Consider the following 15,205-nt stretch of genomic DNA (forward strand, 5'->3'; position numbering starts at 1 on the left):
TTCTTTCAGATACAACGCAATATTTGAAAGAAAGGTTATCCTAAAGGGTGTGGGTGAACGTGATGAGCAAGCTCGACTGATCGTGGAGGATCTCGCCGATCTCCTGTCTCTGGCCCGATGCCGCACATCGGATCGTGCCCTGCAGGCGACGATCCGGCGGATGTCGCTCCGGCACGACCAGGGGCCGCGTCCGTCGGCGGTAAAACTGGCGTGCGCGGCCGAGTTGCTCGGCGTGAGCGTGCCCACCGTCCGCTCGTGGATGGTGCACGGCGTCCTGCGGGCCGTGCCCGGTGAGAAGGTGACCAGGATTTCCGCCACTTCGCTGGCCGAGGTCCTGGCCGTCGTCCGCGAGATGGGGCAGGGGGAACCCGGACGTCGCCGGCTGGCACGGGTCATCGACGCGTTGAGGGATCGTGACCTGCTCGAAAGAGCTCAGGACGCCGCACAGATGACCGGTGATCTCGTCGAGTACGGCGAGGACGATCTAAAGAAGCTGCTCGGTCCGTGAGCAGGAAGAAACGCCGGGGCGAGGCCCCCGCGGAACTCCCGCGGTTCGGAATCCTGGTCGCCAAGGGTGTCGACGCCGTTGTTCGCGATGCCGGAACTCCCCGGCGGGTGCGGGAGGCGTTCGTCCGGGTCCACGAGGAGGTGGCGCGCCGGGGCTGTGCCGCGGCACATTACCGCCTGTCCGGTCCAGGTAACTGGCCGCGATTCTGTGTGATCAGGCTTTCCGACGGCTGGCGACTGGTCGTCTCCTTCCCGGAAGTGGACACCGTCCTGTTCCTCCTCCTGGAGAGGCATGACAACCGCACGGACCCTTACGCGTTTTTGGAGGAGGCGTTCGACTTGCCCGGGCGTGCGGGTCATCGAGCCGAGACCGCTCACGCGAAGCCGTCCTGCTGTGGTGACGACAGCGGACCACCGCTGACCGAGGACCAGGGTCTGATGGCCGCGATCGAGCAGATCGCGCGCCGGAGAGTCTGAGGGAGTGTGGAGCGGCCGCCTCGGAGGCGGCCGCTCCACACCGGTCACGTGCAGAGGGTGCCGTTGAGGAGGAAGCGTTCCGGTCGGGGGTTGGGTCCGGGGGCGTCGGCGCCGAGGAAGCCGAAGGTGACCGAGCCGCCGGGCTTGATGGTCTTGTTCCAGGCGAGGTTCCTGGCCGTCACGGTCGCGCCGTCCTGGTCGAGGTCCGTGCTCCAGTGCCTCCGGACGGCCTGGCCGCCGAGGAAGGACCAGCTGAGGGTCCAGCCGTCGATCGCCTTGGTGCCGGTGTTGGTGATGGTGACCTGGGTGGTGAACCCTCCGGTCCACTGGCCGTGGTTGGTGTAGGCGACCTCGCACGGGCCGGGGGCGGCGGGGGTGTCGAGATAGGAGGCGATCCAGGCGAGCGGGGAGTTCCAGTTGATCGTCAGCTCGTTGGTGGCCCACGACTCGATGTCGTCGATGTAGCAGAACTGGGGCTTGCAGCCCCGGAGCTTGGCCTGGGCAACCGGGTCCTGGATGGCGGAGTTGGGGCCTCCGGCCAGGGTGCCGCGCGGCGGGTTGGGCAGGGACGGGTCGAGCTGGCGGGCGTACCAGCGGCTGTGCTGGTTCTTCGAGGCGACCTCGCCGTAGCCGGTCACGTACGACTGGTTGAGCGCGTTGCGCCCGAAGAGGTAGTCGAGCCCCTCCAGCACCCCGTCGCGGTATTTCGCCTCGCCGCTCAGGTCGTGGGCGACGGCCATCACGACCATGTTGTTGAGCACCAGGTTGTTGGAGCCCCAGTCGTAGTCCGGCGGGTTGTACGGGACGCCGTACGGGTGGGCCTTCTGGACGGCGAGATACTTGTCCGCGCCCTCCAGGACGGATTGGCGCACCCGCGCCCGGTCGGGGAGCGCGCTGGGCACGGAGGCCAGCTGCAGGCGGCCGAGCTGGGCGGTGTTGCCCCAGTCGAAGCCGCGCTCGCGCCAGATGTCGCCGGTGTGGTGCGGCGAGGCGAGCACGTAGTCCTTGAACTCCTTCTCGCCGGTGGCGAGGTAGAGCTCGGCGGCGGCCCAGTAGAACTCGTCGGTCACGTTGTCGTCGTTGTAGGCGCCGCCGCCCGTCCCGTCCGCCGGGTCCGCGTACCGCGCGGGATTCGCCTTCGCGGCCGCCCACGCCTTCCTGGCCGCCGCGAGGTTGCGCGCGGCGAACGCGGCGTCGTACGGGGCGAAGAGGCGGGCCGCCTGGGCCGCGGTGGCGGCCAGGTTGAGGGTGGCCGCGGTGGAGACCGGGTGCAGCTCGCGTGGCTGGGGGTCCAGGTGGGGCAGCAGGGGCAGGCCGGTCCACGCGGCGTCGTGGATCTTGTGGTGGGCCATCCCCTCGTACGGCTTGCCGCCGGGGACCTGCATGCTGAGCAGGAACTCCTGCTCCCAGCGGGCCTCGTCGAGGATGTCGGGCACCCCGTTGCCGCTCTCGGGGATGTCGAGGTCGCCGTCCTTGTGGACGCCGTCGGCCTTGGCGCGCTCGAAGGCGGACATCAGCTGGTGGACGGAGATGCCGCCGTTGACGACGTACTTGCCGTGGTCGCCCGCGTCGTACCAGCCGCCCTTGACGTTCAGCGTGTAGTCGCAGACGCCCGGCTGGCAGGGCACCTCGACGTCGCCCCGGTTGGGGGCGACCCCGACGTGGCCGGCGGGCCTTCCGTAGCCGGGGCGGAGCTCGTCGAGGATCGGGATGCCGCTGCGCTGGGTGTAGTAGAACTTCAGCGCGTCGGTCCTGAGCTCGCCGTAGACGTCCGCGCCGATGTCGAAGGGACGGCTGGTCTCGCCGTCGGCCTCCAGCGTGTAGCCGGTGCCGGGCGCGGTGACCGTGCCGAAGTCGATCGAGTGCACGTTCTGGCCGGAGCTCCCGTCGACGCCGCGCGGGACGGTGTCGCCCTCGGCGACGACCTCCCCGCCGCGCCTGAGTTTCCAGCCGACCGGCTCCGTGCCCTCGGTGACGAGGGTGGCGTTCTTCGGCCCCGCGGGCAGGTAGCCGACCATGTTCACCCGGACGCGGGGCCCGGTGTCCGGTTCGTAGACGTCGGGCTCGGCCCCGCCCTTCAGGGAGACGTTGTCCACGCAGAACCTCCACGGGGTGGCGCTGCCCCCGAGCTGGAACGCCACCTGCGCGCCCGGCAGGTCCACGGGCGAGGTGAAGGTGTAGCGGTAGTCGTTACCGGACACGCTCAGCTCGGGATTGGCCGACAGGTACTGCGTGTAGGGGTCCACCGGGAGCTGGACGAGGGCCTTGGCCACCCGGCCGGGCGTCGCGATCCCGAAGAAGGAGAACTCGTACGTCTCGTCCTTGACCAGGGGGATGTCGTTCTGGCCGATGATGACGTCCCAGGGGTTGGCGGTGCCGCCGGGAATGTCGGCGCACAGCCGGCCGTCCTCGACCTCCAGCGCGGTGTTGCCGGTACTCCACCAGGGAGCCGTGCCGGTGTCGAAGGTGCCGTTGACGATCTGTTCCGGGCCGTCCGCGGCGGCGGGCAGGGGGGTCAGGGTCACCAGGGCGGCGGCCGTGGCGAGGGCGAGCCAGGCAGGTGGTCTGATCACGGGGCGTCCTTTGGGCGGGGGAGGTGCCAGGTTGCGGGAGCTTGGGTCCGAGGATCCCGGTCGGAGGGATCCAAGTGGGAGCGCTCCCACAACCTGGGTGCCCGATGTTTCCAGCGCGTTTCGCCCACCGTCAACCGGCCGCTCTCCCCGACCACCCGCCCACCGGGTCAATGACCGATTTGTCGGATGAAACTTTCACGTCCTCCCCGAGTCCGTCTCAAGGGGCGGAGTCCGTCCCGGGAATCAGGGAGCGGAGCCGGTCCCGGGAAGCGGGAGCGGAGTCCTTCTCAGGGGGCGGTCCAGTCGATCTCCGGCCCCCGGGGTACGATCCCGCTCGGGTTGACGTTCGTCTGCGTCACGAAGTAGTGCCGCTTGATCTGGTCGAAGTCGGTCGTGTCGCGGAACGCGGGGACGGCGTACAGTCGGCGGGCGTAGGCCCACAGGACCGGGTAGTCGGTGAGCCGCCGCACCGCGCACTTGAAGTGCGAGTTGTAGACGGCGTCGAACCTGGCGAGCGTCGGGTAGAGCCGCACGTCGCTCTCGGTGAGCGCGTCGCCGTGCAGGTGGCGGCGGGTGGAAAGCCGCTCCTCCAGCAGGTCGAGCGTGGCGAACACCTCGGTGACCGCCTCGTCGTACGCCTCCTGCGAGCGGGCGAACCCGGCCCGGTAGACGCCGTTGTTGAGGCCGCGGAAGATCACCTCGTTGAGGGCGTCGATCTCCTCGCGAAGCTCCTCGGGGTAGAGGTCGGGGGCGCCCTCGGCGTGCCAGGGGGCGAAGGCCGTCTCCAGGGTGAGGGTGATCTGCGGGTAGTCGTTGGTGACCAGGCGCCCGGCGACGACGTCCCAGACGCAGGGCACCGTGTAGCGGCCCTCGTAGCCGGGGTCGGTCGCCAGGTAGAGCTCGGAGAGGTACTCCACCCCGGTCACCGGGTCGCCCCCGGGGATCCGCCAGCCCTTCTCGTCCCTGATCGGGTCGACGATCGTCACCCCGACCACCTCCCGCAGGCCCAGCAGCTCGCGGACGATGAGCGAGCGGTGCGCCCACGGGCAGGCGTAGGAGGCGTAGATCTGGTAGCGGCCGGGCTCCGGCGGGTGCTCGCCGCCCGCCTCGATCCGCGTCGTGAACCGGTTCGGCTGCCTCTCGAAGCGACCGCCGCCGGAGATCTCCTTTTCCAGCTTCATGCTTCGACGGTACGGGACCTTCGGCCGGGAGGGGCGCCCGCTCCGGCGAGGTATTTCATGTACAACCAGTAGGAAATATTGACTTACCGAGAAGTGGTGCGTAGTTTCTCCGGTATGGGCATCCATCTGACTCGGTGCGCGCACGTCGACCTCTGCCGCGTGTTCAGCGCACAGTGTCCGTGATCATGAATCCACCCGCCGTCCCCTCCCACACCTCACAGGACGCATAGGACGCATCTCATGATCATGACCAGACATGTCCCCAGCCCCCACCCCGCCGGTCCCGTCGCCCCCGCCCCCGCCCTTCCGGGAGGTGCCCGGTGAGGCTCAGGATCCAGGGGGTCGGCAAGGAGTTCACCGGCCGCGACACCCGCCGTTCCTTCGCCGCCCTCGACGACGTCAACCTCGACGTACGGGAGGGAGAGCTCCTCACCCTGGTCGGGCCGAGCGGCTGCGGCAAGTCCACCCTCCTCGACCTGATCGCCGGGCTGGCCGCGCCGACCACCGGCCGGATCCTGCTGGACGACGTCCCCCTCGACGGCCCCGGCCTCGGCCGGGGGATCGTCCTGCAGCAGTACGCGTTGTTCCCCTGGCGCACGGCGCTGTCCAACATCGAGTTCGCGCTGGAGGGCAGGGCCGCCACGAAGCGGGAGCGCGCCGAGCTGGCCGGGAGGTATCTGGACCTGGTGGGGCTCGGCGAGTTCGGTGACCGTTATCCCCACGAGCTCTCCCTCGGGATGCCCCAGCGCGTGGCCATCGCCAGGAGCCTGGCCGCGGATCCGGCCGTGCTGCTGCTGGACGAGCCGTTCGCCGCGCTGGACGCCGGGACCCGGGAGTCGCTCCAGGAGGAACTGGTGCGGATCTGGCAGAGGACCGGCACGACGATCCTGTTCACCACCCGGAGCGTCGACGAGGCCGTCTACCTCGGCCGGAGGGTCGCGGTCATGACGTCCCGGCCCGGCCGGATCGGGCGGACCGTCGAGGTGGATCTCGGTTCTCGCGAGGGGGACCCGAGGGGCGGTTCCCGCTTCGGGGAGTACCGCCACGAGGTGTGGAAGCTTCTCCGTTCCGACGTCGACCAGAAAGCGCCGGTGGCCTCATGAGCATCGTGACCGTGGTGGGAAACCCGCGGCCCGGATCGCGCACCCACGGGGTGGCCGTCCGGGCGGCGGAGGCCGTCGCCCGGCGGATCGGGGACGGAGAGGCTCCCGAGGTCGTCGACCTGGCGGCCCTGGCCCCGCTGCTGCTCGCCCCGGAGACGGCGCCGGAGGTGAGGGCCGCGCTGGAACTGGTGGCCGGAGCCGACGTGCTGGTGGTGGCGAGCCCGACCTACAAGGCCACCTACACCGGCCTGCTCAAGGTGTTCCTCGACCGGCTGCCGGGCGGCGCGCTCGCCTCGGCCGTCGCGCTGCCGCTGCTGGTGATGGGGGACGCCGGGCACTCGCTGGCGGTGGAGGTCCATTTCCGCCCGCTGCTGGTGGAGCTGGGGGCGACGGTGCCCACCCCGGGCCTCGCGCTGCTGGAGTCGCGGATTCCCGACCTCGACGCCGCCCTCGGTCCCTGGGCCGACCGGGTCGGCCCGCAGGTGATCGCGGCACTCGGGAAAAGGGCTCCCGCGTGACGCGGGAAGAGATAGAGACCCCTACGGGTTTTGAGTAGTGTCCTTTGTTCCTTAAAGGGGAAAAAGTGACGAAGTGGATCATCTTTACAGTAACCCACACAGTCCTAAGCGAGGCGGCATGACCGAGACACTGTCCGGCAGGGCGGTCGACGCGGAGCGTTTCCGGCAGGCGCTGGCCGTCCACGCGGCAGGAGTCGTCGTCGTCACCGCCCAGGTCGAGGGCATGCCGGTCGGCCTCACGGCGACCTCGTTCTCATCCGTCAGCCTCACACCCCCGCTGGTCTCCTTCTACGTGGACCAGTCCTCGACCACCTGGCCCTGGCTCAGGCAGGCGGACCACTTCGCGGTGAACGTGCTGGCCAGCGACCAGGCCGAGGTGGCCTCGCGCTTCGCCAGGAAGGGCGTCGACCGCTTCGCCGCCCCCACCTCCTGGACCCCCGGCCACCTGGGCGCCCCGCTGCTGGACGGCGTCTCGGCCCACCTGGTCTGCGCTCCCCACTCCACCGTCGGCATCGGCGACCACGTCCTGGTCGTCGGACTCGTGATCGAGACCAGCCTCGAACCCGGCGGACGCCCGCTCCTGTATCACCAGGGCCGCTTCGGGCGCTTCACCCCGCACCCCTGATCCCTCTCGATCCCTCCTGACCCTGCGGGAACCCTCCGGCCGATCCCGCGGGGAACGTTCGTGCCGGAGCGTTTCTCGCGGGTGCCGCGGCCCGCGCGGGAGGGGGAACGCGGCGCGAGTGTCGCGGGCGGCCGGCGCATCGGCCCACGCCCGTAAGCCCGCAGATCCGTTTGTTGAATAAAATGGTGAATGCCGCAATTTCTCACTTATGGCATTGAATATGCCAGTTGTCGTGAATGAAGCTTCTATCTGTCGTACCCGGGCTCGTCATGCGGCTCGTCCGGCCCGCCCGCGGGGGCGGAGCCGTGGAGTGTCCACGCGCGGGATGCCTCGGAGGGGGGCCGAGGAGGATCCTCAGGCGAGGCGGACGGTGCCCCGGCCGGTGGCCAGGGGGAGCTCCACCGCGGTGCGGATGCCCGGCGGGGCGGCGCAGAGGGCGGCGACGGAGTTCACGGCGTGGGCGGCGGCACCGGCCAGACCGTGCGAGATCTCACCCACGGTGAGCATCAGCTGGGGCACGCCCTCGATGTGGACGCTGAAGCCCGGATCGGCCCAGCGTTTCACCCGGGTGGCGTCGGCCTTGTAGACGCACTCCACGGTCATGAAGGGACGGCCGCGGACCAGCCCGCTGAAGATCCAGCGGGACGCGCACACGGTGCCCGCCCTGACCAGTCCCGCGCTGATCTCGAACTCCTCGGACGCGAGCTCGAACTCGTCGCTCTCCTCGACCTCGTCGAGGGCCACGCCGAGGTTGTCGGCCACGAACTGGACGCTCTCGGCGAACAGCGAGCGCTGGAAGGCGCGGAAGGGACGCACGGCGGCGACGTAGTCCTTGGCCGAACGCGTGAAGCCGAACAGGTCCACCACGATCTGCCGGGACGGGTGCCCCCGGAAGTCGGACGACTCCCGGACGTAGATGTGGTCGACGCGGCTGGACAGGCCGGTCAGCGTGAGCGGCAGGATGTCGCTCATGAAACCGGGGTTGACGCCGGTGCCGTGCAGGGACGTGCCCCCCGCGCGGCAGGCGGCCTCCAGGCGCTCCACCACTCCCGGGCCGTAGCACTTGGGATACACGAACCCGGTGGTGGTGATGACGTTCTTGCCTGCGGCGAGCAGTGCGCAGATGGTCTCCACGTCGCTCGGATACTCCCCGCCGAAGTAGGACGCCGGCAGCGGCATGTGCAGCACGCAGTCGGCCTCCGTGGCGAGGATCTCCTCGACGTCGTCGGTGCAGGTGACACCGGCCTCGGGGAGCCCCACGAGGGTCCCCGCGTCCTGTCCTACCTTGTCCGGGTCGTAGACCAGGACTCCGGCCAACTCGAACTCCGGCCGGGTGATCACGCTGCGCAGGGAGTATCTGCCGACGGCGCCCGTGGCCCACTGGACCACGCGCAGGGGCGGCGATAAGGACATATAGGGCCTCCAGCCCAAAATATTGGGCGGGGCCGTACAAGGAAAAAGTGAGGGGTGTCGTCGTTGACCCTCGCCCGTGTGGGGCAAAAACTTTAGCAGAAATTAACACGCGTGCTTACTATCCGCAATGATCCCACGCGTTTTTGGTTACCACTCCGCGCCTTTCTTTCCGGCGCCGGGCCGGCGCCGGGAAGGTGCCGTCGGTGGCTCGTCACGGTTTGGCGGGCATCGTCCTGGCGATTTCGCAGGTGACGTCCCGAGGATCCCCATGGCATCACGAGGGCCGGGCGAGCTATTGTTCAGACGACTAGAATTATGTTCTCGTGGGAGGGTTGCGGATGTCAGAGCTGCGGTTTGACGGCAGGGTCGCGGTCATCACCGGCGCCGGGCACGGACTCGGCCGCTCGCACGCGCTGTCGCTCGCCGAGCGCGGCGCCAAGGTCGTGGTCAACGACCTGGGCGGGGCACTGGACGGCACCGGCGCCTCCGCGGGCCCGGCCGCCGAGGTGGTCGAGATGATCAGGAAGAACGGCGGGGAGGCGACCGCCAACACCGACAACGTCGCGACCCCCGAGGGGGCCCAGGCGATCGTGCGGACCGCGATCGACACCTACGGCCGGCTGGACATCGTCGTCAACAACGCCGGCATCCTGCGGGACAAGTCCTTCGGCAAGATCAGCGTCGAGGAGTTCGACCAGGTCCTCGCCGTCCACGTCCGCGGCTCGTTCCTGGTCAGCCGGGCGGCGTTCCCGTACCTCAAGGAGCAGGGGTACGGCCGGATCATCAACACCTCCTCGCCCGCCGGGCTGTTCGGCAACTTCGGCCAGGCCAACTACTCCACCGCCAAGATGGGCCTGGTCGGCCTCACCAAGACGCTCGGCATCGAGGGCGCCAGGGCCGGGATCAAGGCCAACGCGATCGCGCCGATCGCCTGGACCCGGATGACCGAGGAGATCCTGCCCGCCGAGTTCGAGGCCAAATTCACCGCCGAGCGGGTCAGCGCCCTGGTGACCTTCCTGGCGCACGAGGCCTGCGAGACCAGCGGCGAGGTCTTCAGCGTCGGCGGCGGCCGGATCGCCCGGGTGTTCGTGGCCGAGGGGCCCGGCTGGCGGCAGGACGACCACACGGTGGAGGACATCCGGGACAACTGGGAGGCGATCCTCGCCGAGCAGCCGTACCTGACCCCGACCACCCTCGGCCGGCAGGCGACCGCCTCGATGAAGGCCATGCTCTGACGGCCGGGCACCGGCCGGGGTGACCGTCGTGGTCGCGACGGCGGGCCGGCCCCCGGCCCCCCGTCCGGCCGGACGTTCGAGGGCGCTCTCGTTTCGAGAGCGCCCTTTCCGTCGTTTCATGGGATTTCCAGCGATTTCCGGCGGGCTTCCAGCAATCGTGGAACGGTCCCGGGGGTGCGGCGGGGATATGGGAGTCAGGTGAATACCCCGGTGAGGCGGGCAGGGGGTCCGTGCGGACGGGGTTCGCTTTCGCGGGGCGGGGGCCGGAGGTTCTGCTTGACCCGACCAATCTTTTGCTTGACGGTGGACAGAACCGGTCCTTACCATCCTGAAATAAGGAAGAAATAAGCCAGAAACCGGCAGATTTCGGGATTTACTGCTGCTTGTCCAGATGTCAACGCCGATTCGCCCACCCTCTTCCCCGCACCACTGGCCCGCTCGCTCCCCGGGTTATCACCACCGGTCCGCCGACCCAGGCCGTCCGGTTCGTTTCGCATGTCCTTGTCCCCCCAGGAGATTCCATGCGCCGCCAGATCACCGCCTTAATGGTCCCGATCCTGCTCTTGTTATCCGTGTTCTCCGGGTCGACGCTGTCACCGGCGAACGCGGGAACCGCGAAGGCGGCCGCCTTCCGGGTACTGCTGTTCACCGAGGCCGCCGGCTACGTGCACGGCTCGATCGCCTCCGGCATCACGATGGTCCAGCAGCTCGCCGCCGCCAACGACTTCGAGGTCGTCCAGTCCGCGAACTCGACCGTGTTCAACGACGCGAACCTGGCCACCTTCGACGCGATCATCATGCTGCAGAACTCCGGCATGGTCTGGGACAACGACGCCCAGCGTCAGGCCACCCAGAAGTTCGTCAACGACGGCGGTGGGATCGTGGCGATCCACAACACCACCGACATGGACATCGAGACCCAGTTCCCCTGGTGGGACCAGCTCATCCAGGGCGGCGCGCACATGACCGCGCACTCGGCCATCTTGCAGGGCACCGCCAAGGTCCTGGACAAGAAGCACCCCTCCACCGTGGGTCTGCCCGACCGCTGGGTCCGTACCGAGGAGTGGTACAACTTCAGCAAGAACATGCGCGGCGACGTCCACGTCCTGGTCGCCGCCGACGAGAGCACCTACAACGCCGGCAACAACAAGATGGGCCCCGACCACCCGATCTCCTGGTGCCGCACCACCGAGGGCGGGCGCGTGTGGGCGACCGCGATGGGCCACGAGAGCGCCTCCTACAGCGAGGCCAACTTCCGCCAGCACGTGCTCGGCGGCGTCAAGTGGGCGGCCGGCAACGCCGCGGGCGACTGCGGCGGCACCGTGTGGAACCGGTACCAGAAGGTGACGCTCGACGGCGCGCCCGACCAGCCGATGGGCCTGGACATCGCCGCCAACGGCGACGTCTACTACATCGCCCGCTCCGGCAAGCTCATGCTGGTCCGCAAGAGCAACGGCCAGATCGTGACCGCCGGCACGCTGAGCGTCTACACCGGCGGTGAGGACGGGCTGATCGGCATCGCCCTGGACCCGAACTTCGCGACCAACCGCTGGGTCTACCTCAACTACTCGCCGACCGGTTCCGCGGCGATCAACCAGGTCTCCCGGTTCACCCTCAACAGCGCCGGTGACAGCCTCGACCTGTCCAGCGAGAAGAAGCTTCTCAGCATCCCGGCCACCAGGGTCGACGAGCCGGGGCACACCGGCGGGTATCTCACCTTCGGGCCCGGCGGGAACCTCTACATCGGCGTCGGCGACGACATCAACCCCTTCGCCTCCGACGGGTACACGCCGATCGACGAGCGTTCGGGCCGCGCCAACTTCGACGCGCAGAAGACCAGCGCCAACACCAACGACCTGCGCGGCAAGATCCTGCGGATCCACCCCGAGACCAACGGCACCTACACGATCCCCTCGGGCAACATGTTCGCGCAGGGCACCGCGCAGACCCGCCCGGAGATCTACGCCATGGGCTTCCGTAACCCGTTCCGCTTCTCGGTGGATTCGGAGACCGGCTGGATCTCGGCGGCCGACTACGGCCCCGACGCGGGATCGGCCAACGCCAACCGCGGGCCCGAGGGCACCGTGGAGTGGAACCTGATCAAGTCGCCCGGCTTCTACGGCTGGCCGTACTGCGTGGGCAACAACATCCCGTACAACGACTACAACTTCTCCACCTCCACCTCGGGGGCGAAGTTCAACTGCTCGGCGCCGGTGAACACCTCGCCCAACAACACGGGCATGACGAACCTGCCCGCGGTCAAGCCCGCCAACGTCTGGTACAACTACCACCTCGTGAACGAGTGGCCCGAGATGGGCAACGGCGGCGGCGCGGCCCCGATGGGCGGGCCGTTCTACCACTACGACGCGGCCAACCCCTCGGAGACGAAGTTCCCCGCGTACTTCGACGACACCCCGTTCTTCTACGAGTGGAGCCGCAACTACCTGATGGAGATGCGGCTGGACGGCAGCGGCAACGTCCTGAAGACCAACCGCTTCCTGTCCAACCTCGGGTTCAGGTCGCCGCTGGACATGAAGTTCGGCCCCGACGGCGCGATGTACCTGATCGAGTGGGGCGTCGGCTACGGCGGCACCAACCCCGACGACGGCGTCTACCGCATCGACTACATCAACGGCGGCTCGCGCTCCCCGATCGCCAAGGCGGGCGGGACGCCCACCTCCGGCCAGGCCCCGCTCACCGTCCAGTTCTCCTCGGCCGGCTCCTCCGACCCCGACGGCGACGCCTTCACCTACGCGTGGGACTTCACCAGCAACGGCTCGACCGACTCCACCGCGGCGAACCCCTCGTTCACCTACACCTCCAACGGCACCTACACCGCCAAGCTCACGATCACCGACCCGTCGGGCAAGAGCGGCTCGGCGACGGTGCCCATCACGGTCGGCAACACCGCGCCGGTCGTGCGGTTCGGCTCGCCGCCCGACGGCACGACGATCAACTTCGGCGACTCGGTCCCGTACACGGTGACCGTCACCGACCCCGAGGACGGCACGATCGACTGCTCCAAGGTCAGGGTGGTCACGGCGCTGGGCCACGACACCCACAGCCATGACACGGGCCAGTTCACCGGCTGCTCGGGGACCGTCGTGACCACGAACTCCGGACACGACGCCGACGCCAACACCTTCTACGTGCTGACCGCGACCTACACCGACGCGGGCGGCCTGTCCAACACCGCCAACCTGATCCTGCAGCCCCGCCAGAAGCAGGCCGAGTACTTCACCGGCTCCTCCGGGGTCCGGGTCATCGATCAGGCCGGCGCGCAGGCCGGCAAGCGCGTCGGGGACATCTCCAGCAACGACTGGATCTCCTTCTCGCCGATGAGCGTCCAGGGGATCGCGTCGGTCTCCTACCGGCTGTCCTCGCCGTCGGGCGGCGGCACCATCGAGCTGCGCGCGGACTCGCCCACCGGGCAGCTGCTGTCCACCACGACCGTGCCGAGCACCGGAGGCTGGGACACCTACCAGCAGACGGCCGCCACATCCGTGACGGCGCTGTCCGGCAGCCACCCGCTGTTCCTGGTGTTCAAGCCCTCCGCGGCGAACCAGTTCGACCTCGACTCCTTCACCCTGAACACGACAGGAGGACCGACCGGGCCGGTGGCCGGCGGCGTCTACACCCTGGTCGCCGCGCACAGCTCCAAGGCGGCCGACGTCGAGGCTCAGTCCACGGCCGACGGGGCCAGGGTGGTCCAGTGGACGGCCGGCACGGGCAACAACCAGCGGTGGAGGTTCGGCGCGGCGACCGGCGGCGCCTTCACCCTCACCGGAGTCCAGAGCAGCAAGTGCCTGGACGTGAACGGCGGCTCCACCTCACCGGGTGGGCTGATCATCCAGTGGACCTGCCACAACGCCGCCAACCAGCAGTGGAGGTTCACCGCCGGGTCCAACGGCACCTACAGGATCGCCTCGGCCGCCAGCAACCTGTGCCTCGAGGTGCCCGGCGCCTCGACGGCCAACGGCACGCAACTGACCCAGGCCACCTGCGGGACCGCCACCAACCAGCAGTGGAGGCTCACCCGGATTAGCTGACCGAGCATGGTCAAGTTCGCCGACTTTTGCCGATTGAGGCAAAAGTCGGCGAACTGTTAGGTAAAAGTGATTCACAAACCGGTCTAAAGAGGGTTAGCTTCTGCACACCTACTCGGAACAGGGAGGGTGTAGTGAAGCGGACCGTCGTCCGGCCGGAGAACGCGTACCAGGCCGCGTTGCTCCGGCTGCTGCGCGAGGGGGCGCGGTCGCGCGCCGAACTCGGCGACGTGACCGCCCTGTCGCGCTCCCGGCTCAACCTGGAACTCGACCGGCTCGTCGAGCTGCGCCTGGCCGAGCAGGCCGGGCTGGCGGCCTCGCGCGGCGGGCGCAGGTCCGGCCTGGTGCGGATCTCCGGAGATCTCCGCTTCGCCGGGATCGACATCGGCGCGACCTCCATCGACGTGGCCGTCACCGACGGCGAGATGGAGATCCTCGGCCACCTGAGCGAGCGGTGCGACGTGCGCGACGGCCCGGCGGCCGTGCTCGACCAGGCCATGGGGATGATCGCCAAGCTGGGCGAGCAGGACCTGTTCACCCAGCTGTACGGCGCGGGGATTGGCCTCCCCGGGCCGGTCAGCTTCCGCGAGGGGGTGCCGGTGGCGCCCCCGATCATGCCCGGCTGGGACCGCTTTCCCGTCAGGGAGGCGGTCGGCCAGGCCCTCGGCTGCCCCGCCGTGGTCGACAACGACGTCAACATCATGGCCCTCGGCGAGCTCCACTCGGGGCTGGCCAGGCAGGTGGACGACTTCCTGCTCGTCAAGATCGGCACCGGCATCGGCTGCGGCATCGTGGTGGACGGCAAGATCTACCGGGGTGTCTCCGGCAGCGCCGGCGACATCGGCCACATCCGCGTCGACGACCAGGGGCCGGTCTGCGCCTGCGGCAACGTCGGCTGCCTGGAGGCCTACTTCGGCGGGACCGCCCTCGCCAGGGAGGCCACTGCCATCGCCGGGCGCTCGGCCTACCTGAGCCGGCGCCTCGACCTGACGGGCACCCTCACCGCCGAGGACGTCGCCAAGGCCGCCGAGATGGGCGACGCCGAGGCGGTACGGCTCATCCGCGACGGCGGGCGCAGGGTCGGCACGGTGCTGGCCGGGCTCGTCAGCTTCTTCAACCCCGGCCTCGTGATCATCGCGGGAGGCGTGGCCCAGCTGGGTCACGTCCTCCTGGCGGAGATCAGAAGTGTCGTCTACCGCCGGTCACTGCCCCTGGCGACCGGCAACCTGCCCATCGTGCTCTCGGAGCTCGGACCCGACGCCGGCGTGGTCGGCGCGGCCAGGCTCAGCAGCGACCACGTCCTCTCGGCCCCATGATGAACCAGCGAGGCCCCATGTCAGAAGCCAACCCCCTGCTCCTCATGCGCGGGATCGTCAAGCAGTTCCCGGGAGTGCGCGCCCTCGACGGCGTCGACCTGGAAGTGCTGCCCGGAGAGGTGCACTGCCTGCTCGGCCAGAACGGTGCCGGGAAGTCCACCCTGATCAAGACCCTGGCGGGCGCTCACCAGCCCGACGAGGGGACGATCAC

Annotated in this window: 12 protein-coding genes; 9 read left to right on the forward strand and 3 right to left on the reverse strand. The window is 69.1% G+C overall.

All coding sequences use genetic code 11. From position 1 onward, the window contains the following. Nucleotides 1–49 precede the first annotated feature (49 nt). Nucleotides 50–508: a helix-turn-helix domain-containing protein gene (locus AB0F88_RS42710; RefSeq protein ID WP_362697822.1), complete on the forward strand. Its 459-nt coding sequence runs from the start codon at nucleotides 50–52 to the stop codon at nucleotides 506–508. After that, complete coding sequence (locus tag AB0F88_RS42715) at nucleotides 505–984, forward strand: hypothetical protein (protein ID WP_362697825.1); 480 nt, start codon at nucleotides 505–507, stop codon at nucleotides 982–984. The genes AB0F88_RS42710 and AB0F88_RS42715 overlap by 4 nt, the downstream gene beginning before the upstream one ends. 44 nt (nucleotides 985–1,028) lie before the next feature. Here the strand turns inward: AB0F88_RS42715 and AB0F88_RS42720 are convergent, their stop codons facing one another. Together AB0F88_RS42720 and AB0F88_RS42725 are read right to left on the reverse strand one after the other, a co-directional pair. Further along, complete coding sequence (locus tag AB0F88_RS42720; protein WP_362697828.1) at nucleotides 1,029–3,557, reverse strand: glycoside hydrolase family 9 protein; 2,529 nt, start codon at nucleotides 3,555–3,557, stop codon at nucleotides 1,029–1,031. A 287-nt stretch (nucleotides 3,558–3,844) separates the two neighbouring features. After that, the gene (locus AB0F88_RS42725) at nucleotides 3,845–4,738 is read right to left on the reverse strand and encodes a glutathione S-transferase C-terminal domain-containing protein (RefSeq protein ID WP_362697831.1); all 894 of its coding nucleotides are present in this window, start codon (nucleotides 4,736–4,738) and stop codon (nucleotides 3,845–3,847) included. 320 nt (nucleotides 4,739–5,058) lie between these two features. On the opposite strand from AB0F88_RS42725, the gene AB0F88_RS42730 reads away from it, so the two are divergent. The 3 genes from AB0F88_RS42730 (at nucleotide 5,059) to AB0F88_RS42740 (ending at nucleotide 6,984) form a co-directional block, all read left to right on the forward strand. After that, complete coding sequence (locus tag AB0F88_RS42730) at nucleotides 5,059–5,841, forward strand: ABC transporter ATP-binding protein (protein WP_362697834.1); 783 nt, start codon at nucleotides 5,059–5,061, stop codon at nucleotides 5,839–5,841. Beyond that, nucleotides 5,838–6,359, forward strand: a complete 522-nt coding sequence (locus AB0F88_RS42735) for an NADPH-dependent FMN reductase (RefSeq protein ID WP_362697837.1) — start codon at nucleotides 5,838–5,840, stop codon at nucleotides 6,357–6,359. Before AB0F88_RS42730 ends, AB0F88_RS42735 begins: the two co-directional genes overlap by 4 nt. 118 nt (nucleotides 6,360–6,477) lie before the next feature. Next, on the forward strand, nucleotides 6,478–6,984 hold the full coding sequence (locus AB0F88_RS42740) for a flavin reductase family protein (RefSeq protein ID WP_362697840.1): 507 nt from the start codon (nucleotides 6,478–6,480) through the stop codon (nucleotides 6,982–6,984). A 354-nt stretch (nucleotides 6,985–7,338) separates the two neighbouring features. Here the strand turns inward: AB0F88_RS42740 and AB0F88_RS42745 are convergent, their stop codons facing one another. Further along, nucleotides 7,339–8,397, reverse strand: a complete 1,059-nt coding sequence (locus tag AB0F88_RS42745) for a dihydrodipicolinate reductase (RefSeq protein WP_362697843.1) — start codon at nucleotides 8,395–8,397, stop codon at nucleotides 7,339–7,341. Between the two features lie 338 nt (nucleotides 8,398–8,735). Between AB0F88_RS42745 and AB0F88_RS42750 the strand changes: the two genes are divergently transcribed. The 4 genes from AB0F88_RS42750 to AB0F88_RS42765 all read left to right on the forward strand — a co-directional run. After that, on the forward strand, nucleotides 8,736–9,632 hold the full coding sequence (locus AB0F88_RS42750) for an SDR family oxidoreductase (RefSeq protein WP_362697846.1): 897 nt from the start codon (nucleotides 8,736–8,738) through the stop codon (nucleotides 9,630–9,632). Nucleotides 9,633–10,153: 521 nt separating this feature from the next. Then, on the forward strand, nucleotides 10,154–13,681 hold the full coding sequence (locus AB0F88_RS42755; protein WP_362697849.1) for a ThuA domain-containing protein: 3,528 nt from the start codon (nucleotides 10,154–10,156) through the stop codon (nucleotides 13,679–13,681). Between the two features lie 131 nt (nucleotides 13,682–13,812). Beyond that, nucleotides 13,813–14,994, forward strand: a complete 1,182-nt coding sequence (locus AB0F88_RS42760; RefSeq protein WP_362697852.1) for an ROK family protein — start codon at nucleotides 13,813–13,815, stop codon at nucleotides 14,992–14,994. Nucleotides 14,995–15,011: 17 nt separating this feature from the next. Next, nucleotides 15,012–15,205, forward strand: a 194-nt coding sequence (locus AB0F88_RS42765; protein ID WP_362697855.1) for an ATP-binding cassette domain-containing protein, incomplete at its 3' end; no start/stop codon positions are given.

The organism is Streptosporangium sp. NPDC023963 (assembly GCF_040639135.1).
GTDB lineage: Bacteria > Actinomycetota > Actinomycetes > Streptosporangiales > Streptosporangiaceae > Streptosporangium.